At 45.2% G+C, this 24,063-nt stretch carries 18 protein-coding genes; 3 read left to right on the forward strand and 15 right to left on the reverse strand.

Annotation, left to right across the window (positions count from 1 at the left end; genetic code table 11):
- The first annotated feature begins 7 nt into the window (after positions 1-7).
- On the forward strand, positions 8-2,134 hold the full coding sequence (locus tag BFP72_RS16175; RefSeq protein WP_099600125.1) for a T9SS type A sorting domain-containing protein: 2,127 nt from the start codon (positions 8-10) through the stop codon (positions 2,132-2,134).
- 175 nt (positions 2,135-2,309) lie between these two features.
- Here the strand turns inward: BFP72_RS16175 and BFP72_RS16180 are convergent, their stop codons facing one another.
- The 12 genes from BFP72_RS16180 to guaB all read right to left on the reverse strand — a co-directional run bounded on the left by BFP72_RS16180 (position 2,310) and on the right by guaB (position 14,474).
- Positions 2,310-3,098 (reverse strand): amidohydrolase, encoded by a 789-nt coding sequence (locus BFP72_RS16180; protein WP_099600126.1) that lies wholly within the window; start codon positions 3,096-3,098, stop codon positions 2,310-2,312.
- A gap of 8 nt (positions 3,099-3,106) precedes the next feature.
- Positions 3,107-3,661, reverse strand: coding sequence for a peptide deformylase (def, locus tag BFP72_RS16185; protein WP_099600127.1), 555 nt, complete (start codon positions 3,659-3,661; stop codon positions 3,107-3,109).
- Positions 3,658-4,074: a Holliday junction resolvase RuvX gene (gene ruvX, locus BFP72_RS16190; RefSeq protein ID WP_099600128.1), complete on the reverse strand. Its 417-nt coding sequence runs from the start codon at positions 4,072-4,074 to the stop codon at positions 3,658-3,660. The genes def and ruvX overlap by 4 nt, the downstream gene beginning before the upstream one ends.
- Positions 4,074-4,814 carry an iron-sulfur cluster repair di-iron protein gene (locus tag BFP72_RS16195; RefSeq protein ID WP_099600129.1) on the reverse strand — a complete coding sequence of 247 codons (741 nt, stop codon included), beginning with the start codon at positions 4,812-4,814 and terminating at the stop codon, positions 4,074-4,076. The genes ruvX and BFP72_RS16195 overlap by 1 nt, the downstream gene beginning before the upstream one ends.
- 141 nt (positions 4,815-4,955) lie before the next feature.
- Positions 4,956-5,918, reverse strand: a complete 963-nt coding sequence (locus BFP72_RS16200; RefSeq protein WP_099600130.1) for a MoxR family ATPase — start codon at positions 5,916-5,918, stop codon at positions 4,956-4,958.
- A gap of 7 nt (positions 5,919-5,925) precedes the next feature.
- Positions 5,926-7,272, reverse strand: coding sequence for a peptidylprolyl isomerase (locus tag BFP72_RS16205; protein ID WP_099600131.1), 1,347 nt, complete (start codon positions 7,270-7,272; stop codon positions 5,926-5,928).
- Positions 7,253-8,131 (reverse strand): peptidyl-prolyl cis-trans isomerase, encoded by an 879-nt coding sequence (locus tag BFP72_RS16210; RefSeq protein ID WP_158233440.1) that lies wholly within the window; start codon positions 8,129-8,131, stop codon positions 7,253-7,255. The genes BFP72_RS16205 and BFP72_RS16210 overlap by 20 nt, the downstream gene beginning before the upstream one ends.
- Positions 8,115-10,067: a peptidylprolyl isomerase gene (locus BFP72_RS16215; protein WP_099600133.1), complete on the reverse strand. Its 1,953-nt coding sequence runs from the start codon at positions 10,065-10,067 to the stop codon at positions 8,115-8,117. Before BFP72_RS16215 ends, BFP72_RS16210 begins: the two co-directional genes overlap by 17 nt.
- An 8-nt stretch (positions 10,068-10,075) precedes the next feature.
- Entirely contained in the window at positions 10,076-10,483 is a 408-nt protein-coding gene (locus BFP72_RS16220; RefSeq protein WP_099600134.1) for an ATP-binding protein, read from the reverse strand.
- Positions 10,483-10,824: an STAS domain-containing protein gene (locus BFP72_RS16225; protein WP_099600135.1), complete on the reverse strand. Its 342-nt coding sequence runs from the start codon at positions 10,822-10,824 to the stop codon at positions 10,483-10,485. The genes BFP72_RS16220 and BFP72_RS16225 overlap by 1 nt, the downstream gene beginning before the upstream one ends.
- Before the next feature lie 5 nt (positions 10,825-10,829).
- Positions 10,830-12,884, reverse strand: coding sequence for a GAF domain-containing SpoIIE family protein phosphatase (locus BFP72_RS16230; protein ID WP_099600136.1), 2,055 nt, complete (start codon positions 12,882-12,884; stop codon positions 10,830-10,832).
- 120 nt (positions 12,885-13,004) lie between these two features.
- On the reverse strand, positions 13,005-14,474 hold the full coding sequence (guaB, locus tag BFP72_RS16235; protein WP_099600137.1) for an IMP dehydrogenase: 1,470 nt from the start codon (positions 14,472-14,474) through the stop codon (positions 13,005-13,007).
- Between the two features lie 208 nt (positions 14,475-14,682).
- On the opposite strand from guaB, the gene hemA reads away from it, so the two are divergent.
- Together hemA and BFP72_RS16245 are read left to right on the forward strand one after the other, a co-directional pair.
- Complete coding sequence (gene hemA / locus BFP72_RS16240) at positions 14,683-15,954, forward strand: glutamyl-tRNA reductase (RefSeq protein ID WP_099600138.1); 1,272 nt, start codon at positions 14,683-14,685, stop codon at positions 15,952-15,954.
- A gap of 123 nt (positions 15,955-16,077) precedes the next feature.
- Complete coding sequence (locus tag BFP72_RS16245) at positions 16,078-18,159, forward strand: WG repeat-containing protein (protein WP_143520104.1); 2,082 nt, start codon at positions 16,078-16,080, stop codon at positions 18,157-18,159.
- Positions 18,160-18,174: 15 nt separating this feature from the next.
- Here the strand turns inward: BFP72_RS16245 and BFP72_RS16250 are convergent, their stop codons facing one another.
- The 3 genes from BFP72_RS16250 to porU are packed head-to-tail and all read right to left on the reverse strand — an operon-like array spanning position 18,175 to position 24,046.
- Positions 18,175-19,440, reverse strand: a complete 1,266-nt coding sequence (locus tag BFP72_RS16250) for a pitrilysin family protein (RefSeq protein ID WP_099600140.1) — start codon at positions 19,438-19,440, stop codon at positions 18,175-18,177.
- Positions 19,440-20,648, reverse strand: coding sequence for a type IX secretion system outer membrane channel protein PorV (porV, locus tag BFP72_RS16255; RefSeq protein ID WP_255397239.1), 1,209 nt, complete (start codon positions 20,646-20,648; stop codon positions 19,440-19,442). The genes BFP72_RS16250 and porV overlap by 1 nt, the downstream gene beginning before the upstream one ends.
- 20 nt (positions 20,649-20,668) lie before the next feature.
- Positions 20,669-24,046 carry a type IX secretion system sortase PorU gene (gene porU / locus BFP72_RS16260; protein ID WP_143520105.1) on the reverse strand — a complete coding sequence of 1,126 codons (3,378 nt, stop codon included), beginning with the start codon at positions 24,044-24,046 and terminating at the stop codon, positions 20,669-20,671.
- Positions 24,047-24,063: the final 17 nt, after the last annotated feature.

A 24,063-nucleotide genomic window follows, 5' to 3' on the forward strand; every position in this document is an offset into this window, starting at 1 on the left:
TACAATTATGAAAAGGGTTCTAAAAATATTCCTATTCCTAGGCACCATACTCCCACAATCAACACTTGTAGGACAGATCGTCCTCACCCCCACTACTATCCCCGTCATACACCAAGACAATCCCCTATCCCATCCCTTTGCAGGAGGGCTAAATAGTGGTCAATATTACCCCTTGGACATGGATCAAGACGGAGACCTAGACTTGGTCATATTTGATCGGTCTTCGGACAAATTCAATTGCTTTGAAAACCGGGACCAACAATACTTTTACAATCCCGCCTTTGCCTCCCTTTTCCCAGAGGGGATTCAAAACTGGATCGTTCTCAAGGACTATGACTGTGATGGTGACCAAGACCTATTTGCCTCTGCTCAATTGGGCATACAAGTCTATCAAAACGTTGGCACAGATGAGGGCTTGGCATGGGAGATGATCGCCAATCCGCTACTCACCAACCAGACCACCAATCCCATCAACATCTTCCTCAATTCCACCGACATCCCTGTGATCGAAGACTTGGATGGAGACGGAGACTTGGATATACTGGTTTTCGATTTTGCTACAGGTATCACCATCGAGCATCACCAAAACCTCTCCTATGACAACCAGGGTTTGTGTGACTTGACATATATCAAAAGTGCTGACAGTTACGGTGGTATTCACGTCTGCGAGTGCTCAGACTATGTGTTTGATACGGACTGCAAAACGACTGCTGGGCGCCTCAAACACCTCGCTGGCAAGGCTCTCCTCGCTCTCGATCAAAATCTGGATGGCCGCATGGATCTACTCATCAGCGAAGAAGATTGTAATCAACTCAACTACCTCCAAAATATTGGCTCGGCCACAACTGCTGACTTTGACAACTACCGTACAGACTTTCCCAGCCTGAGTCAACCCGTGGATTATATCATCTTCCCAGCAGCCTACTACATGGATGTCACCTTTGACGGACAAGACGACCTGATCGTAGCTCCCAACGTCCGGGACAATACCCAAGGCAGCAACAACATGCAAGCATCGAGCTGGGTGTACCCCAACCAAGGCAGCAATGCCTTCCCTAGTGCACAGACCTTCTTACAGCATGGCATGATTGACGTTGGAGACTGGGCGTACCCCGCCTGGGTAGACGTAGATGGAGACAACCGCGACGATTTGATTTTGGGCAACAGTGCTTCTCACCTACCCGACGGCTATGTCAGCAGTCTCTCCTACTACGCGCGACAAGCGGATGGCTCTCTCCAATACATGAGCAACGATGCCTTTGGGCTATCCCAACTCAGTCATCAGAATATCAAGCCACAATTTGTAGATTTGACGCAAGACGGAAAGCTCGATTTGGTATTTAGCTCAGTGGATGCCTCCTATCGCAACCAGATACAATACATCCCCAACACCAGTCCAGACGCTGGTCTCAAATACAATCCTGACGACCTGACACCACTCACGCTCTCATACAACAATGGGGACGACATCTACTTCTATGACTATGACCAAGATGGGCAAATCGATGCGCTGATTGGTCGCACTTATGGAGAGTTGGACTACTTCCGAAACAACGGCAACCTCACGTTCGACTTCACTGAAGGCAACATCCTACAAGAAACTGGCCCTGGCAACCTCGCCCTTGCCATTGGTGACATAGACACAGATGGGTCAGATGATCTCATCCTCACGGACCGCTCTGGACAGGTCAAAATCTATTTTGGGTTCCCCGAAAATCAATCAAACTACCGAAACAAACTGATCCAATACGAAGGAGACGAAGCACGTCATACAAGTCGACTAGGACGCTACTCCAAGCCTGCTCTAGGACAAGACCAAGGAATAAAGCTAATCAGTTTCGGTACGATCCAAGGGGGGCTATGGCTCTTTGAGAGTAGCATTCTCTCTCCAGAAAAACTAGAACTCACCGTCTATCCAAACCCTTCACAACCCGATCGACAGGTCAGCTTCCGCTCCAATCTCCAAGTCGAATTACAACTCTTGACGCTGTGGGGCGAAACGCTCTTGGATGGAGTGGTTTTGGAAGGAGAGGAAAGCACCACAATCGACCTATCCAATATCCAGCCAGGGCTCTACATCGCCTACATCCGCGACGGCAAGCGTAGCACCTCTCAAAAGCTGATCCTAAAGTAATGTATTGAGGTTTCGGCTAGGCCATTGACAAGTTTCCCCTAGGTCACGCCCATTAAGCTTACCGACATGTTCGAGTATCTCCCGACCAACGGATAACAAACCAATGTTTGGATGCAGACATCAAGCGTCTCTCTAGCAAAAAAGGGTCGTTGCATTGGCGCCCTGCCCTAGCGGCTTAATTTATGACAAAGTCATCACCATCTTGCAAAAAAGCAAACCGTTCCCGGTATTGCAGCAACGGGCTTTGACTAATCGTCTGTACAATCACCCCTACCTCTTCTACCAGCCCTTGCATACAGTCTCCTGCATAATCATAAACCGCACTATGCCCTACATAGGAGTGATCATTGCCGTCTCTTCCTATACGATTGACACCTGCGACGTATGCTTGGTTTTCGATGGCACGAGCTTGGAGCAGTGTGTCCCAAGCTTGAATACGTGTTTCGGGCCAATTGGCGACATAGAGCAAGAGGTCATAGTCGCATTGTCCCTCACGAGTTTGGTTTCTCGACCATACCGGAAAACGAAGGTCGTAACAAATGAGGGGGCAGATTTTCCATCCTTTGTAATTCACGATAAGTCTAGTCTCACCTGCTGCGAAATAATTCTCTTCTTGTGCGAGCGAAAAAAGGTGGCGCTTGTCGTAGTACTGTATCTTGCCCTCAGGAAAGGCAAACACAAACCGATTGAAATACCTCTGTCCCTGCTGTACGATATAGCTACCTCCCACCAATGCTTGGCGCTGTGCAGCCATCTGCAGCATCCATCGCTGCGTTTTCAAACCGGGCACTTCGGCCAGCAATTTTGGCCGCATAGAAAAGCCGGTATTGAACATCTCAGGCAACAAAACAACATCTACCTCTTCTGAAATGCTCCAAATCTGTTCTTCGAACATCGCTAGATTCCCATCCACATTTTCCCAAAATAGGTCCGCTTGTAGCATGGCAATCGTCAGGTCCTCCATCTAAATTATTATTTCTTAGGAAGTTTGATTTTGTAATCCGCATCACATTTCCCCTTGCTGATATTCGCCAATTTACCTTTAAGGATACGCTTTTTGAATGGCGTCAAATAATCAGTAAACAATACGCCTTCGATATGATCGTATTCGTGCTGTATGATTCGAGCTTTCATGCCATCGAATTCTTCTTCGTGCTCGACGAAATTTTCATCCAAGTAGTTGATGCGTAGACGGGAAGGTCTCATGATTTCTTCACGGATCCCTGGTATGCTGAGACATCCTTCTGTGAAAGCCCATTCCTCGCCATCTTCCCATAGTATCTCTGGATTGACAAATGCCTTCCGAAAGCCTTCCATTCCCTCTTCGTCCTCGAGCACTGTGCCATCCACCACAAACAAGCGAACAGACTTCCCAATCTGTGGAGCAGCCAGGCCAATTCCACTAGCATTTTCCATGGTCTCAAACATGTCAGCTACCAACTGCTTGACATCCATACTTCCCTCTTCGATATCCTCGGCTTCCTTTTTCAAAACCGGGTCACCATACACCACTATCGGATAAATCATAAACTATTAGACTCTAAAAACGATTGCAAAATAATCGTCGCACTCAATTTGTCGACATTCTCTTTTTTCCTCCTCTCACTCTTTCTCATCCCACCTGCGAGCATAGCACTCTTGGCCATTTTGCTTGTAAAGCGCTCATCGATCGGGTGAATTTTGTGTTGAGGAAATTTTTTCTGAAGCAAATTTATAAAAGACCGCACAGATGCGGTACTATCTGTATCCTTATTCATCAAATCCTTGGGCATACCGATCACAAAAATTTCTATCCCTTCTTGCTCATGGTAGCTTTGCAAATACCGAATGGCTTCATGGGTAGGGACCGTATCGAGTGGAGAGGCGATGATTTGTAGCGGATCGGTCACAGCTAATCCCGTTCGTTTTTTGCCATAGTCAATGGCCAAAATTCTCCCCATCAGTTCATAGCGACTTTGGATTGAAACAGTGCTTTGGATGCCTTCTCCAATTCCAACGCCTTGGGAAACAAGATATCGTTTTCGATCCGCGCATGCTGTGCCAGCTTGTCATCAAAGGCCTTGAGTTCTTGCATCAAAACCCTCAATTGCACCTCTTTCACCGCGTCTATATCGTAGCTATTGGTAATCCCTCGGATCCCTGCCATCTCATCGTCCGAATCACTATGATGCAACGCAAACTCCTGAATCGAGAAAGACTCATGTCGTGACAACACGTTGGATGAATACTTCCGCTGATTCACAAAATTGTCCAGTTCCAAGACGTAAGCAAAAAAGCGATCCTCCTCTTCGTAGATATGATGAATAAAATCTTCCACAAACATGGGTAAGATCACCTTGAGATCGCGCTGCAACTCAGTACTAACGGGAGTCTCCAACTTGCTACTGAGCTTGAGCAAAAAAGGCAGGGACTCTTTGATAAAAACCTGATGCGAATGCTTGAGATACTCGATCAACAATCGTACGGGAAACTTTTTTAGGGCTAAAAAATCAATTGCTTGATCGCTGGCTTTGTTTTCCAAAACAGACACAAGAGTCTCTACTTTGATATTGTTTTCTTGACACACCTGAGTCAGTGTCTTGTGACGAGACTCATAAAACTCCACACCAAAAAAGTCCAACACTTTGGCGTAGACAAAATTTTCGTTGATGAGACTTTCAATGGATTGCTGTGAACGCATGGATTTTTGAGGTTTAATTCTATCAAAGATAAAAAAACGAAAAGTCAGTCACAATTAAATCCTGCCGTTCATGATTTTAATCATGAACTAAAACACTTTAACCCGAGATACTCATGCTATCTAGACCTGCTTATCAGAAAATCACAACAGCTCAGCAATGATTTTGCTCATGCTCATACCGTCAGCCTCGGCTTTGAAATTGCGAATGATGCGGTGCTTCAATATTGGCTCAGCTACCGCTTTGACATCCTCGATATCTGGTGAGTACTTGCCGCTGATGAGTGCGTGACATTGTGCTCCCTTGATCAAAAACTGTGAGGCTCTAGGTCCTGCACCCCATTCCAAATATGACTGGGTGACATTTGCCGCACGCTCAGTATTGGGACGTGTTTTGTGTACAAGATTGACCGCATATTCGATGACATTGTCAGCCACAGGTACTTTACTGATCAAAGCCTGAAAAACCATGATTTGCTTCGCATCGAGGATAGGTTTGATCTCGGGTATAGGAGCTCCTCCCTGCTTGACAATACTGAGTTCTGACTCGTAGGAGGGGTAGTCCAAGCTGATCATAAACATAAACCGGTCAAGTTGCGCTTCTGGCAAGGGGTAAGTTCCTTCTTGTTCGATTGGGTTTTGGGTAGCCAACACAAAGAACGGCTTATCCAATTCCCATTTTTTCCCTCCTACAGTGACGGCATACTCTTGCATCGACTCAAGTAGAGCTGCCTGGGTTTTGGGAGGAGTCCGGTTGATCTCATCGGCCAAGACGATATTGGAAAAAATTGGTCCTTTGATAAACTTAAAATTTCGATCCTTGTCCAAGGTCTCCGCTCCCAAGATGTCCGACGGCATCAAGTCTGGCGTAAACTGGATTCGATTGAAATCAAGATGTAACGCAGAAGAAATAGTCTTCACCAAAAGTGTCTTGGCCAAGCCTGGTACGCCCACAAGCAGCGAGTGTCCTTCACAAAACATCGAGATCAATAGCAAGCGAACCACTTCATCTTGCCCTACGATCACTTTGGATATTTCTGCTTTGAGGTCCGCAAACGCTTGGTGCAATGCCTTGGCTGCCTCTACTTCATCTTTGAATTCACTCATTTATTCGTCAATCTACCAGAATACGACAATACTCGTACTCTTCATCTATGTTGATATACACTTCTCCTTGTGCTCCCTTAAACCATTTGGACATGATCCCATTCCGCTTGTTGGCCAATGCCGCAGACCGTATCTTTTGATAATCCTCCAACAAATTGGCTTGATGTGGTGGCACTTTTGCCTTGTAATATACTATTCTCACCGCACCTTTCCCATCTGGCATCTTGTATTCGAAAGGTTTCGATATCTCACCGACCTTCATCGTGTCGATGGTGAAGAACATCGTAGGGTCGAGTTCTTCTACAGAGATACGCATCGCCCCAGAGGCGTCACTAAAATAGCCTCCATTCCCGCTTGTCTGCTTATCATCCGAGTATTCCTTAGCTAGGATATCAAACCGCATACTATCCCTCAATACCGAAGTCCTCAAACTGTCCAAAAAATCTTTGGTGTCTTGAATGTCCTGCTGCGTCGGAGCAGGTATGATTAGAATATGTCTAGAATTGTAGGTATTCCCTCGTCGCTCGATCAACTGAATTATGTGAAACCCGAACTGAGTCTCGACAGGATCTGAAATTTCACCTGGCTTCATACTCAAGGCTGCAGCCTCAAACTCAGGTGCCAACTCTCCACGATTGAAAAACCCCAGTTCCCCCCCTTGTCGGGCGGACCCAGGATCCATCGAATAACGCTCTGCCATGACCCCAAAATCTATCCCACTTTCGATACGTTCCTTGATATCCAATAGCTCCAAACGCACCTCGTCTTTTCGCTTGTCGTTTGGCTCGGGGATCTTGACAAGATGTCCTACGGTCACTTCTGTAGAAAAGTACGGTAAACTATCTTGAGGGATTTTAGAAAAGAAAGTCTTGACCTCTGCAGGTGTAATACTCACATCTGCACTGATTTGCCCTTCCATTTTCTGTACGATCATTTGTTCTTTAATCTGATCAAACAGCTCCTCTCTAAACTGCGCCACAGTCTTGCCATAGATCTCTTCGAGTTTTTCTTCCGAGCCTATCTGCTGGATGAAATAGGACATCCTCTGATCTAGGTTCTGCTCGACCTGTATATCCAAGACCTGTACCGAATCTATCTCTGCCTTGGCGACCATCATCTTATTGATGACTAGACTTTCCAGAATCTGGCATTTGACGTCTCCGTTGGCCATTTGCCCCCGAGACAGAAACTCTATGTACCCCTTCTCTAACTCAGATTTGAGCACGATATAATCATCCACCTTGGCAATGACCTTGTCGATCACCACTCCCTTGTCAGTCTGCTGCGCCCAAGCCGTAGAGCCCATCATACACAGCACCAGCACCACGCATACTTTAATATATCTCAAATTCATTATTCTCTTTTCCTTTCTTTAATAGGTCCTCCTCCAGTTCTCTTCGCAGCTCGACCTTCTTCTTATTGATTAGAATGCTTTCTATATCATCATGGATGTATTCCAAAGGCGATATTTGATTGGAAATTTTATAATCCATCAGGCGAATGAAGTAATAATTCTCCTCATCCGAGCTCTCGATGTAGCTATTGTTCTTCAAAAAAGTCACCTTATCCTGTACATTGGCAAAAGGCGTAGCGGCTATCACCTCATCAAAATTCAACCACATCTCCGTCTCAAGCGAGGACTGCTTAGCAAAACGGTAGCAATACGACTGGATCTCCTCCAAGTCTGTCTGAGGGTAAGAGCGAATGAGTTTCCTAAAGTTGTCAATCTGTGGAGCCTCTGCAGGAACTACAGCATACAAGCAACGAATGATGTTTTGACGCAACACGAAGTTCTCAAACTTCTCTTCGTAGTAAGTCTTGATCTCTTCCTCCGAAATCTCTTTGTCCAAACGCTGGTTAACGTAATACTTCTCAAATTCATGAACCATCAACGCATAGCGGTAATCGAGTACTTTGCGTTCTATATTGGCTTCATCAAAATCAATCTCAGTCGAAGCACGAGAAATAGTCAATTGTTTCCTAATCCATGAATCGACATATTTTTCCACCATTTGCACACTGTCTCTACTCTCTATCCCACTCAGAGCTAAACCTTCGATATCATCCTGATACAGGTAGATATCATTGACACGAGCGATGGGCGTACGCTTCACTTCCTCCTCTTCCTCGAGCGGCGCGTACCATTTGTCACAGCCCCCAAACAACAAGGCGAGAACCAATATTAAAATATGACTACTAGAATGTCTTAACAAAACTCTTCAATACTTGTTTGTTCAATTTATACGGATACTTGGTTTTCAAGGCATCCAACCACTTCTGCTCTAATTCATTTTGATAATCCGAAATCACTAGCCCTTTGATTTTGTCAAGTTCAGTCACTCCCTGAGGCAGTACTTCTTCCACTACCCAGAGCGTAAAATACCCTTTTTCATTTTGGACAAAGACATCCTCGGTCCAATGCTCGTCGGCAAAAACAGACTCTCCTTTAGCTACTGTCAACTCCTCAATCTGCAAAGCTAAAGCTTCTTGGGTATTGAAAAGACTATCCAACTCGGAATTTGAGTAATCGAGTTTTGTCCAGACCGAGGCTATCACCGTCGAATCCTCCGATATATATTTCTTTACCTTGATGCGCTCTCCTTTGCTGTAGTTTCCCTGATTCGCTTTGTAGTACTGCTGCAGACCTGCCGTATCCTCTAGCGCCTTGGCCCAAACCTCCTTTTCCATCAGGTTGAACAACAAGATTCCACTCCTGTACTCGTCCAATATCCGCTGATAGTTGACATTAGTCTGCTCTATGTACTGCATCTCAAGATCAAACACACTCTCCTCTTCAAAGCGATCGTACAGCTGCTTTTTATATTCCACGAGATCAGAGGATTTACGAGCACGCTGATTCGTCACCACAAAGTGAAACCAATCTCCTCTCGTATATGACTGATCATCTAAAGTAAAAAGCACTTCTTGCAAAGCCAAACTCGTCGTATCGTACGACCACTTGCCGAGACTAAGCGTCGAGTCCACCGCTCCCAAGGCGCTGACCTTCTGTGCTTCATTGGGTTCATACTGATGTTCCTTTTTGAGTTTTGCTAGAGCTTCTTTGCGTGTGCCTTGTGCACGACTGTCTCGCGCTATGCGCTTTTCTAAATCAGCTCTCATCTCCTCCAACGAACCGAGCGGCTTCTTGTCTATCAATAAGATGATATGCCACCCAAAACGTGTCTGAATCGGCTCGCTGATATCTCCCGACTCCTCCAAGGCAAATGCAGCATCCTCAAACTCTGGCACCAAGGCTCCTGTACCAAACCAGCGCAGCTCCCCACCATTCTTAGCCGAACTCTGATCCTCGGAGTACAATGCACATTGCTCGTCCCAGGCCTTACCCTCTTCCAAATTTTGATAAACTGAATAGGCTTTTCGACGTGCCCTTTCGATCGATGCAGTGTCTTGCTGTGCCCGAATCATGATATGCGCGACATGTACTTGCCCTCGTGCAGGTCTCTTGTCACTAATGTTCAATAAATGGTAACCAAAGCGTGTTTTGATCGGACCGACAATGGACCCTACCGGGTTATCAAAAGCAGCATTCTCAAAAGAATATACCATCTGCAAGGCAGAAAAATAGCCCAAATAACCCTTGTTGGTTTGGGCACTCGGATCCTCAGAATACCGCTGAGCCATCTCACCAAAGTCGGCTCCAGCTTCAATATCTACCTTCATCTCGGCTATGCGGTTGTACACACGCAACGTATCATCAGGCAGTGCATTTTCCTCCACTTTGAGTAAAATGTGTGAGGCAGACACCTCGTAATGCAAGCGATCGTATGCTTGCTCAACCAGCCCTTCGTTGAGCTGGCTAGATGTCAAATAGGGCTCGATCAACTGCTGCTTGTAACCGTCGAGCTCTTGCACGAAAGCTTGATCTTGGTCCATTCCACGATCCAAGGCTTCCTGCACCTTGAGCCGAAAATTGACATATAGATTTAAGTACTCATCGATTTTAAATTCAGCACTGTCACTAGTCGGTCGGTCAGCATTTTTTAGAAAATAGTATTCGAAGGTGCCCAAATCATAAGATTGGTCTCCAAGACGGAACAAAGTCTTATTTTGCAGTTTGCTCGGAGTCTGTCCGTAGACATCAAATAGAGATAGGGAAAAGGATAAAATTAAGGCTATGGATACTTTCATTGTTACATTTAGAACTTCTTCATCATGCGGCAAATGTTGCGATTCTTTTCTATTTTGAACTCTACTTTATCCATAATATTTCTAACCAGCATAATGCCTAAGCCTCCTTTTTTGCGGGTACGGATGATTTCTTCCAGGTCTGGCTCTTCGTAGTTGTCATACTCAAACCCTTGACCATAATCGATGATCTCGAAAAACACTTCATGCTCTCCATGATCTTCGACAAACAGCTCCAGTCGCTCAGAAGCTTGGCACTTGTTGGAATGGATGATAAGATTGGCACAGACCTCGTCTACCGCCAAGATGATCTTGTGTGACTCCTTCTCTTCCACTCCCATCCCACTGAGCACTTCTGCCACGAACTCTCGGATTTCCTTGAGTTTTTCTCTCGCACATGATGTTTTGAACTGGCGCATTATTTTAGTGCTTCTAAAGCTTCTTCCTTTTCTTTTCTGATCACGAGCAACTGATCCAATCCCAATATTTCAAACACCTCAAAGACTTTGTCTTTCATCCCGTAAAGAACAAAACGAATCGATTCGGTTTCTATCTTCTGAATATTGGACATGAATACACCTAAGCCTGCAGATGAGATGTAATCCAACCCCTTCAAATCCACCAAAATCTGTTGACTACTCTCCATCGCTTCACGCAGTGCTTCGTCCAAGTGAATAGAAGATGACGCGTCTACCTCACCTGTCACGACCAATTCATAGCGGCCTGTTTCCTCGTCTATATGTTTGTCAATATTTACCATTGCTGTTAATAAAATTTCAGGATTACCAAAGTGTAATCATCATCCAATGATCGCTTTCCGCAGAATCCGTATAGTTCGTTTATAATACCCTGCTGGATAGCAGCGGGAGATTGGTCGGCATGTTTTGTCAAAGCATGAAGCAATCGATCAGTCCCGAATTGCTCTTTGTCGGCATTGCAGGCTTCGGTCACTCCGTCCGTATAGAGCACCAAGACATCGTCTTGTTCATACCCGAAATCATTGACTTGTACGTATTTATGAAAATTAGAGTTTCTTAATATGCCTAAGCCTAGTCCTTTATTTTTGAAATAATCTGCTGTCTTGATCTCTGCATGATAAAACAACGAAGGGCAATGTCCTGCACGAGCGAAGTTGATCCTCTTGGTCCGGCTATCAATCACAAAATAGGAAACCGTAATGAAAGAAGTCGTCTCCAAACAGCGGCTCAATGCATTGTTGGCATGAATAAGAAAGTCCTTCGGGTTCAAATCAAGCTGTACCAAACTCTGAAAGATTCCCTTCATTTGCGCCATATTGAAAGCTGCCGAGGTCCCTTTGCCAGATACGTCACCAATGATCAAGGCCGTTCTATGCTCATCCAATTGATAAAAATCATAGTAGTCGCCCCCCACTTCGTCAGCTGCGACAGTAAAGGCGTGTATATCAAACGCACTGTTGGCTTCCAGCTGCTGCGGGATCAGCTTGCTCTGTACCCGATTAGCAATCTCGAGCTCTTCCTTGTAGCGTTCTGTCACGATGGCCTCATTGAGCAAACGGAAATTTTCGATCGAAATGCTCGCTTGATTGACAAAGGTATCAATGATGTCCATCATCTCTTTATTGAATCCATCATCTACCTGCTTGAGCAGTGCGAGATCTCCTATCTTTCTCCCTTTGACCATGACTGGGAAATGGAGAATCGATTTGTACAAGGCATTCTTGAGGTTGGCTGACAACTTAGGGTGCTCTATGTTCTTTTCAAATTCAGAGTTGAGGACCTTCTTAAACCGACTCTTTTTCAGAGCCTTCTCTAGGTCTACTATTTGCTTTTGTTGTAGTTCGTAGGTGAGCGTCAGCTTGACACCATTTTCTTCATCATCGATGGTCAGCCAAGCCGCATCTGAAAACACAGCACTGACCGCACTATCCAGCAAAATTTCATAGACTTTCTCTTCACTCTCACCTGCGGGGATAGACTGGCTGAGGCGCTGAAAGTTGACCGCTTCTTTGATCTTGCGCTCAAACACTGATGTAGTCGGAAGATTAAACAATATTACCAAAAAGGAAATCAAAGCATAAACGACTATGAAGGTAATCACCGACAACACAAACACACTGTCTAGCAAGTCTCTGACCAATGACGTGTGCTCGGCATAAAACATGAGTGTCCGAATGAAGTACCACGTATAAATCACCACCAACAGGATGAACAGCAAGCTTCTCCATTTCTGCTTGAAATTGAGGTACGCGATCCACTTGAGATTGAAAGACAAAACAATGCCTATCAAAGCCAATATCACATACACCACCAAGAAAGAGGTGTCCTGATACGTATGTGTAAATAAATCGAAAGCAAGAGTAGACATCAAACAGTACTCGAATATCTGCCATGCCGCAAGTAAGGACTTAGATTTTTGATAGAGAATCAATCTCTTCCACACGACATACGTCGAGATCAAAAACCCAATAATCAACCCGAGAATGATGTGATAAAAGAAATTATTGATGAGGGCATTTTGGGCAAACTTGTGCGTCCCAAATAGAGTAAGGAAAAATTCAATAGCAAGTACAACCAATGTCGCAATAAGACCAAAGACGAAGACGCGCCAAAGCAATTCCACAAAATTGACGCTTTCCGCTTTGCCAATATTGTAGCGATAGAAAGTCAGTACAGAAATGATAAAGAAAGCCAAAAGCATGTTAGCCACAAAACCAGGCAAGCCAAACTCAATCTGGTTCTGCTCGCTAAATAGCGTCATCAAGTCTACTATTGTCAATAGAGACCAAAATACAGATCCGAAAATTACGCTGAGTCTAGTGATGCTTTTTTGTGATAGCATACAGGCTTATTAAGAATTTGAGGCAATTTAGTAAGAATTGTCAAATTGCCTCCCTTCTAAAAATAAGAAAGGCCTCATCAGAAATAATCTGACAAGGCCTCTGTTTTTTCTAGACAAAAACTATCGAGAGTAGTTTGGCGCCTCTCTCGTGATTTGAATATCATGCGGGTGAGATTCCGCCATTCCTGCTCCAGAGACTTTGACAAAACGAGCAGTTTTGAGCGCCTCAATATTGCCTGCTCCACAGTACCCCATACCTGCCTTCAAGCCTCCTGTCAACTGATACAGTACCTCTGCCACCATACCCTTGTATGGCACACGACCTACGATCCCTTCTGGAACCAACTTTTTGATGTCGTCCTCGGCATCTTGAAAATAGCGATCTTTCGAACCGTCTTCCATGGCTTCTACAGATCCCATCCCTCGGTATGTCTTAAATTTTCGTCCTTCGTAAATGATCACTTCACCTGGCGCCTCTTCGGTCCCTCCTAACAATGAACCAATCATGATGCAGTTGGCTCCTGCAGCGATGGCCTTGACAAAGTCTCCAGAAAATCGAATCCCTCCATCTGCGATGATAGGCACTCCCCGACCTTCGACTGCTTTGGCAGCTTCGTAGACAGCCGACAACTGTGGCATACCTACTCCTGCGATGATTCGCGTGGTACAGATACTCCCTGGTCCGACCCCAACTTTGATGGCATCAGCCCCTGCATCCGCTAGAGCCACAGCAGCCTCAGCCGTAGCAATATTGCCCACAATCACATCTAGATTTGGGAATTTCGCTTTGATTTTCTTGCACGTATCAATCACTCCTTTGGAGTGTCCGTGCGCCGTATCAATAGACACGACATCTACCCCTGCTTCGAGGAGTTTCTCTACTCGCTGCTCGATGTCTGGAGTGACTCCTACTGCTGCTCCGACTCTCAATCGACCAAACTCATCTTTACAAGCCATCGGCTTGTCGATATTTTTCAAAATATCCTTGTATGTGATCAACCCTGTCAGCACTCCTTTGTCATTGACAATGGGTAACTTCTCGATTTTGTGCTCTTGCAAAATCGCTTCAGCCCCTTTGAGACCTACACCATCGTTGGCCGTGATGACATTCTCACTGGTCATGACCTCTCTCACGCTCAGTTTTGGATTCTTTTGAAAACGCAAATCACGATTGGTCACGATACCAATCAATCTACGATCCTTATCGATGACTGGGATGCCGCCGATTTTATACTCCTTCATACAAGCCAACGCGTCCCCAATAGTGGCTGACTCAGGCAGAGTCACTGGATCGAGGATCATACCACTCTGTGATCGCTTGACCTTTCGCACTTGAGCCGCTTGTTGCTCAATTGTCATGTTTTTATGAATGATGCCAATACCGCCTTCCAACGCCATCGAAATAGCCAAAGCGGAATCCGTGACAGTATCCATCGCTGCAGAAACCAAAGGAATGTTTAATTTGATATTCTTTGTCAGATAAGTACTGGTATCAGTATCTCTTGGTAAGACCTCCGAATATCCTGGGAGAAGAAGCACATCATCATATGTGAGCGCCTCAAAAACGAGTTTAGAACTGTCGAAATGCATGGGCAAATAAGTGTTTTTATTTGCCGTGCAAAACTATTGTGTAAACATCTAATCGCGTCAATTTTCTCCCAATATTTTATCGTATAGACAATTATTTTTCGTCCTAAAACGATCAATTATTTGTAATGATTATAAATAAACGTCTCGAAACATCTAGGACATTGAAAATTACCTTTTTGCCTTAATTTTGCCAACAGTTTAGTGAGCTATGCACAATCAATTTAAAGCAGTAGGATTATCATATAAGGAAACCCCTCTCCACGTACGAGAGATCTTCTCCATGGATCAAAAAGCCGTCAAGGCATTTTTGCGCCTGCTTGATGAATATGCAGAAATATCTGAAGCACTCGTCATCTCGACTTGCAACCGGACCGAAATTTACTACTCATCGGCTCATGATCAATTCGATACGATTCTCAAATTAATGGGCGTGGCACAAGGTATCTCTGACACCAGTGCATACCGAGAGTATTTCATCAACTATGTGGATCATGATGTAGCGGTCTTACAATTATTCAACGTCTCACTAGGTCTCGAAGCACAAGTAGTCGGTGATTTACAAATCATCAATCAAGTCAAAAACGCCTACCAATGGTCAGCTGACGAAAACCTTGCAGGACCTTTCATTCACCGCCTGCTACACACTATTTTCTTCACCAACAAAAGAGTGGTACAAGAAACGGCGTTCAGAGACGGGGCGGCCTCTGTCTCTTACGCGACAGTCGACTTGATCAGCGAACTCACACAAGCCATTGGTACTCCTAAAATCCTCGTGCTCGGGCTGGGTGAGATCGGAGAAGATGTCGCTCGAAATCTAGAGAAAATTCAAAGCAAAGAGGTCTTCATTTGCAACCGCAGCGAAGACAAGGCATCAGCTCTGGCCCAAGAACTCGGATATCAAAGTATTCCTTTTGGAGAATATCAAACTGCAGTCAGTCATGCTGACGTGATCATCTCTTCTGTCCATGTAGAAGAACCTCTGATCACCAAGTCGCTGTTTGCTGACCGTAGTGTGCTTAGCCACAAATACCTCTTCGATCTATCGGTCCCCCGTAGTATAGAGCAAGACATCGAAAAGGTAAACGGACTACTGCTCTACAACATCGACAACATCCAGGCAAAAACATCCAAAGCATTGGAAAAAAGGCTCGCTGCTATCCCACAGGTACAGCAAATCATACAAGAAGCCCTTTCTGAGTTTGCCAATTGGTCGCAAGAAATGGAAGTCTCTCCTGTGATCAATAAACTCAAAAATGCCCTCGAAGACATTCGCAAAAACGAAATAGCCCGGCACCTCAAAAAGGTCAGTGAAGAAGAATCTGAGTTGATCGATAAGGTCACCAAAAGCATGATGCAAAAAATCATCAAACTACCCGTCCTACAACTCAAAGCAGCTTGCAAAAGAGGAGAAGCAGAATCACTCATCGAAGTTCTCAACGATCTCTTCAACCTAGAGCAAACAGAGACAATTGACAAATAACAACTAGTGAAGAAACTCCAACGAAGAAGTAGAGTCTTGGCTCTATTGATATGTTTTCTTCCAACCTCAGTCCTCACCCTGTATGCACAGAGTCCCTACACCTTTTTTCAAGAAAATGGAAAAATGGGCCTCAAGAACAAATCAGGCAAAATCCTCATCACTCCACGCTACGACAAACTAGGCTGGAGCGATGGCTCTGACCTCTCGACAGATGATGTCATCGGGTATCAACAAGGTCAGCTCTGGGGACTTGTTTCTCTCAGCAACAAGCGAGTGACTGCTGCAAAATATTACAGCCTTCGCGCCGTACATCGCGGCTTAATTATCGCTTCACTCAAAGGCCGATTCTCCAACCTCCTCTTCTATGGCACGATCAATTCAAAGGGTCAAACTATCATTGACTTTCAGAATCAATCTTTGGAGGTCGATCACGACCTCCTCATCTTATCCGAAAAAAGAAACAACCAACGCTACTATGGACTCTATAATCAATCCAACCAAGAACTCCTCCCCAAACAGTACCACCACATCCAGCATCTGCATCGTGACCTATTCAGCTATACCGACACGCTAGGGTACACAGGTGTCATCCACCGAAATGGCAGCATCAAACTCCCTCCCGAACTAGACAGTCTCTCCCTACTCAACGAAGAATACATCAAAACCTACCGTACTGGAAAAGAAGGCTTGCTCGATGCTCAAGGCCAAGTCATCCTGCCTCCCCTCTACAAAACTATCATAGACAAATACAACTACGTCCCATTTGCACAGTATGAGATCAAAGACACAACAGATCAAGTCTTGAATACCTGGTCTGCGGACTCTATACAGTGGATCGGAGATCGGTTCATTGCCATATACACCAACGGATGGATGGATGTGAAAAACAGTCAAAACGAAACCATATACGAAGGACGTCAACCACTACGTGTTCGTGCCTTCAAGGAGCACCTCATACTCCAGAGACCCAATCGCTCCGACATCATCTCTCCTTCTGAACACTCCTTTTCGCAGATGAGCTTTGATAGCATCAAGGTAGACACACACTACCTATTTGGATATTCGGACCATGCTTGGAATATCTACAACAATTTTGGACGTCAGCTCAATGAAAAATCCATCGAAGACATCCTTCCCGAAAGCAACAACTTGATCCCGGTGCAGCGAAACGGCTACTGGGGTTACCTAGACCACCGTGGCAACACAGCAATCACCTATAAGTATGATGAAGTGACTCCCTTCGTTGGTCAAATCGCTCGTGTCAAATACCTCGGCTATCAGCAGCTCATCAATCAATTTGGAGAGGTCGTAGGCGAAGCGTCTTATGATTCGATATGGGTCAAAAACAACAACACTGCCGTGACAAGGAGTAGAAGTCGCACCGACATCCTCAACAACAATGGAGCCGCGCTCTTCCAAACCTACAACACCCTGGCACCACACACGATGGGGTATCTGGAAGTCACAGAAAACAACAAAATAGGCTTGGTGAATCACCGAGGAAAAACCCTCTTTCATCCCGAATACGACTACATTTCGGACTTGATCCAGGACAAGTTCATCATTCTAAAAAGAGGAAACGAAATAGCTGTCTCCTACAAAGACGGTTCATACTTGATTCCTTTCACCAGTCGATTTGAAGACATTTTAGACATTTCGGAAGGCATGTTGTCCATCCAAAAAAATGGCAAATACGGCTTCATCAATTTTGATCAAGAACTGCATATTGCTCATCGTTACGACAGTGTGGGGGTATTTTCGGGGCAGCTGGCTCCTGTCAAGCTCAATGGACACTGGGGCTTTGTCTCTCCCAAAGAAGAACTTCTTATCCAGCCCAATCTAGACAGTGTCTCTCACTTCTCCAACCATATGTCTATCGTCAAGAGAGAAGATCACTATGGCATCTACAACGACCAAGGGGAACTCAAAGTCGCTATAGAATATGACGCAATACGGCGAACATCTCATCAACTCTTCGTGGTGAAACAAGCACAAAAGTACGGGCTATTCGATGCAGGTGGACAAAAAATACTCGGCCCATCCTACGACCGTATTGCAGAAACCCACAACGGGCTGTTCATCGTACGCCGCAGAGGCAAAGAAGGGTTGATGAATGAGCGAGGCATGTATGTAATCCCCCTCAAGTACAAGCAAATCGCAGAGCTATCGCCTGGGCGCTTCTTGTGCCAAGTGATTTTGGAATAATCGCACAGCTAAAAACTATTTCTTTCCTACAATAGAGAGGAAAGGCTTGTTCATATCAAAATACTGCTCCATAGCGTGCTGCACTTGCTCGCTAGTCACTACCCGCAGCGCGGCAAAATAAGACTCGTAGTAAGCATAATCTAACCCCAAATCATGCACCTTCTGAAACTTCTTCATCAACTGAAACGGCGTACTAATAGAAGCCAAAAACGATCCCGCCATATAATTGGAAACCGATTTCATTTCATCCTCAGATACTCCTTTGGTCCTTAGCAACTCTATCTCTCTTCGGATTTCGTCTAGTGTATCCCGTGTATGCTCGGCCTTGATATCCGTCGAAATGACTGCAAAGGAAGCGTGCTTCAAATGAATCGGATAAGAACTGATCCCATAGGTGTAGCCCTTTTCTTCGCGTATGTTTTTCATCAAACGAGAACCGAAGTATCCACCCAAAAAGGTATTGGCAAGTAAATAATCAAAGTACCCCTCCGATCCCTTGGCTGGGATATCCCACGCCACACGCAATGAAGACTGCAAACTATCCTCCCTCTCCACAAAGAGCTCTTCATGAGAACCCTTCTTCACAAACACCTCCCCATCGTTTTGCAAGGCGTTTAATCTACCAAATTTTTCTTGGACACTTCGCCACATTACTGAGTCAATACGCCCTGAAAGATAAATCTTGGGTTGGTTGAACAATGACTGTTCGAAATAGTCCACAACTATTTCACGAGTAATTGCTTCAATCTCTTGAGCCTGCAAGGCATGCCCATATGGGTGATCCAAACCAAACACTGCTTCTCGCATCCTTTTAGATGCCAGCATATCATTCTTTTGGTCATTGACCTTGAGTTGATCGATCCGAATGGACTTCAGTCTCTCGATCGCTTCTACTGGAAAATTCGACTCAGTCAAAATCTCCATCAGCAAATCCAAAACTTGGTCAAAGGTCTTGTTGACTCCATAGATAGAAATCGACACATCGTCGAATCCCGCAGAAACTTCCACAAAAGCTCCCAAGGCATCAAACAATTCCGAAATTTCCCTTCCTGATTTGTGAGGAGTGCCTTCAAGAAGCATCTTCGCCGTGCACCAAGACACCGCACGCTGGCTCTCATACCAAATCCCTGACTGAAGCTGCAGCTCTAGTTTGAATACAGGCTGTACACCTGCATCTAGCGTATACAATGGAATATCATTGATAGTCCTATCCTCGGTCACCTCTTGCAAGGGCGAATAGGCTATCTCCCCTGCAAGAGGGGCAATTGTCCTATCCAGCATCAATTCAAGTCTTCTTTATTTTCTTGCTTTGTAAAATTGAACAACAAAGAGAAACGGATCGTCTCTGCCAGTGGATTGTTCTGTTTGCTTGGAATCAAATAAGAAAAATCGACCCCAAAAACTTGGTATCTAAAACCAACCCCTAATGTGAAATACTGTCTCCCTCCTTTGGATTCTGCTTCGTAGAAGTATCCTGCACGTGCAGCGAACAACTCTCTGTACCAATATTCTGCCCCAGCAGAAATCATGATCTCAGACATTTCCTCTGGAAACCCATCTGGTGCATCACTGAATGAACCAATCATCCCTTTGATTAAATTTTGGCCAGGCCTATCCCCTTTGTCAATCACTCTTTCTCCATTTTCATAAACATAGTTGCCTTGATCATCATATTCATAGAGCGGAGGTGTCGGGACAAGCAATTTGTTGAAATCCAAGGCAAAGGTCAGGCTATTGAATGGGTCAAGCTCCAAAGTAAGTGCTGTACCCAGACGCAAATTGATTGGAATAAAATCTTTGAATTCATCCGTACTGTAGGTTACCTTCTGACCGATGTTGGAAATATGTGCTCCCAAGGCCAAGTTGGCATTGGTCGCTCCGAGACGAATATCTTTGTTGTAGTAGGTCCCTATATCTACCGCCAAGCTGTGCCCTTTTTGGCTCACACCAGACACACTACCTATGAGATTGGACCAAATGTATCTAGCCGACACGCCGATTCCCAAATGCTCACTCAGCTTACGAGAATAAGTCGCATCCAAAGCACCCTCTCGTGGGTTGTCTTCTCCCAATATTTCTCCAGAATCTCCCGTCAACTGGATACTACCCATGTCAAAGTAACGCATCGATACTCCGATAGTCTGTACTCGATCAATTTGATAGTAACCTGACAAGTAAACTAGTGACATGTCGTTGGTGATGGTAGCGAGCCAAGGAGAATACGAGATCGATCCTCCGTATTTGGTCTCGATGAAAGCCAGCTTCCCATTGTTCCAGTGGACGCTATTGGCATCTGCCGAAGTAGCCACCCCCACATCTCCCATGCCCGACGCTCTAGAGTCCGGTGCAAATGCCACAAACGGCACTGCTGTAGTAATCACCCTACGATCTGGATCCTGACCATTCAAAAACCCAGATTGGGCAAATCCCTGTGACTGCACAATCATGGTCGCTATCACCATCAGCCCTATAATCCCTTTAGTATTCATATCTTGTGTTGTTGACCTGACTAGTCCAAAACCATGAGCTTTCGAAACGCTTGTGCTTTTCCTCCATCCACTCTGCTTCGCACTTTTAGGCTATAAATATAGATTCCTTTTTTCACTTTACTCCCATTTGCCCCCGTTCCGTCCCAAATAATGCCGTCAATTGTAGCCGGAGCGTCTATGATATCATACACTTGGGAGAGTATCACCTGACCTTGTAAATTCGCAATGGATAGAGAAATTTCCAAATCTTCTCCTAAACGATCGTGACTAAAACGAAAGGTGGTCTCCTCATGCATAGGGTTGGGATAGTTCATGACATCACTCAGTTCTATATCGTCCTTCTCTGAAACATAAAATCCGATGGTCTCTTCCACACGGTTGTTGTACGAATCAAATGCCACGAGTGTCAATTCATGATGCCCTTTGGTCAGGTTGTCCATCGGGTACATCACCCAACCAGCCTGATAGGTATCCAAATCCGCCGTATAGTAATCATTGAGGGCGATTCCAGTACTGTCATCAAGGTATAGAACGATATCATTTCCAAACCCTAACTTGGACGTATTGATACCATTTTCATCGGTCAATCGGGCCAGCAAAATCGTGCTTGCATTGACTTTTCCACCATCCCTAAAATCTGTATTGCCAAGATACAACGACATCTCTGGTGCACGACGGTCTTCTTCGGCCCCCGAGACTGACCCGCCTACTATCACTTCGCTAAACACTCCATGACCATCCAGTGTATTGAAGGAATTCACCGCATAAAAACTAATTTTCCCTTCGCCAAATGAATAATCAATATTTTTGGGGATAATCACTTCAAGATCAAATACCCCTTCATTCACCGTCGCCTTCCCCTGAAACAGCACCACATCTCGCTCACTGTATGTCTGAGCACTGGATTCATCTCCCAAGGTTCTAAACTCCGTCGGCTTATCAAGAATCGTCACCGTAACCTGACCGTCAAACCCCTCATCCGTCACGTCTCCAGACAATACCTGCCCCCTGATCTTATACTTGCCCAATGCCCCCAAGCTATCTAGCTCACCGAGGGCTTTATCGTTGATATGTGTGAGGCGGACTGTCCTCTCCGGAAAGGCCAAGCGCATGCTCGCATCTCCAAGTAGCGCATAATTGCGGTTGCGAACTCCTGACAAACTGGTGTTTTTCGTCACTCGAATCATATCTCCAAGTCGTGGGTAGTAACCGTCAGGAGTTTTTGCCAAGAGTGCTTGATACATGGCTAAGTTGAGCGCATAATTGGTACTTGCCAACACAGGGCGAGTAGACGCCAGCAGTCCTATCGACCCTCCCTGTGCACTCAACAAGATTTGTTCACCCCCAGAGACTACTAGGGGGTTGTCATAGTTGCCAAAGTCACAGGTTGCAGTGACGAAAAAAGGCAATAAATTTCGGTTCGACAATCCCTCTATAATCTCTATGCTCATGATTTTTTCGTCAGCCAGCTGTTGTTCATTGCCATGACCGGTATAATTTACAATCACTGTCCCGTTTGAAATCGCCTCTAAAAATGCTGCATTGGCTTGAGGGGAGCGTTGGTTTGGATGCAAGCCAAACTGTTCATAGCTATCTAGAAAAACCTTCCTAACATTGAGTTCAGCCCCGACGGTATCTACATAATTTGCCATTCGATTTGCATCGCGCTGATGAATGTTGTTGTCTCCATCGTCCGCAACGAACACCAATTTGTTTCGCCAATTGCCATAGCCTAGGCTGCTCGTTTCGTAGCGAATGATTTTGTTGACATAGGCACTGACCTCACTTACTGTCTTGGCAGGGATACGACCGATACCAAGTTCCAAAGTATTGTCTCCACCGTAGGACTCAACCCATTCGCCCTCATCCTCCTCCATGAAACCCAAAAAATCTTCCGAGGAATATGTATCTATTGGATCAATCGAATTGCGCGATTCATAGATTGGCACCAAGTTGTTGTTTCCTCTCACTCTATCCTTGTAGTCGTAGGACCCATCTCCCACCAATGTCACATACTTCAACACGCCATACTGATCGTATTGATACTTGAGAAAATCACGAAGCGCAGAGAGGTCCTGCCTTCCAGATGAAAATTCATGGTAAACCTGATCCACTGTCACCACATGGGTAAGCAAACCGTCGCGGGCTGTACGGTAGTTGGCCAATCGCTGCACCTCAGTCTCAAAAGCCCTTGTCGTGACATATATCACCTCTGCCGCGCCTAACCCGTGTAGATTTTGATTGGCAATTGCTCCTACTGCTATGGGACTCTTTATCTGCGATTCCTCAAAAGCTACATATTGGCGAGACCCAACGCTGCGTTCAAAAACCACCTCATCTCCCTGCTTCATATACAGCTGACCTATCGGATCAGTCGGAGTAGACACATCCCATATCAACATAGGGTCATCTCCAGAAATGATTCGATATGCTTGTTCTCCTTTCGGATAAAAGGACAAAAATCCGTTGCGCACATCCAAAGAATGTAGACTCATCAAATGCGCATAATCGAGGTACCCTCGAGCATTTCCAGAAGAAATAGAGAATGTGACTTCTAAAGAAAGTGCGTCTCCCTGTACCTCATCTACACGAATCGTATCTCTGCCAATGAAAGCCTGCGTATCATACTCACCTCCTCCGACAGGTATCATTTGTATCGTATCGATAGGCAGGCCATTGAGTGCAAACTGAAACGAAGAGGCTGTAACTACCTTATAAGTCACTACAGCACTAAGTACCATAGCGTCTGAGCCTTGTACCAGACCTGTCGCATCAAATTCTATGGTCCTACTCGGTTGCGAATTGTTGAAAATTTCGCCCAACCATAGCCGACCAGAATTAAGGAGATTCGAGTCGTCGAGTTCATGAGTAGACAGTTTCCAATACGTCTCTGAAGCAGAGCCAGACACTGTTCCCGCAGCCCTCTCAGTCATGCGCTTGGCAGCCTCATCTTTTACCGTCAAATAATAAAAGGAAGTGTCACTATAAAAATTATTTTCGAATGCAAAAACAGATCGAAGGGTGTCAAAATACACCAAGTCTGAAGACCTAGCATAAAAAAGCAAGTAGTCTTCTCTGTCGAATTGACCATCAGCCAACCCTACCGCATAGGTACTGTTTTCTAGCAAATCCACTGGACGATCCATCGCGTTGGCTTGAGGCAAGGTTCCATTGTACGAATTGCCATATACTGCCAATCGGTCTGGATCTAGAGAGCCCCTCTCAATCCCCAGTTGATCCAACAGCTCTGCATCTACCCGGTATACTCCTTCTTCCAACACCGCCATTTGGTACCAATTCCCCTTGCTCAGCACCGAATTCTGTTGCGCTAGCACGGGCATCGATAAGCCCATGGATACAAAGAGTCCCCATACGATATACTCTATCTTTTTTTTCACCCTACTGTTTCTATCCA

It is taken from the genome of Reichenbachiella sp. 5M10 (assembly GCF_002742335.1).
Taxonomy (GTDB): domain Bacteria; phylum Bacteroidota; class Bacteroidia; order Cytophagales; family Cyclobacteriaceae; genus Reichenbachiella.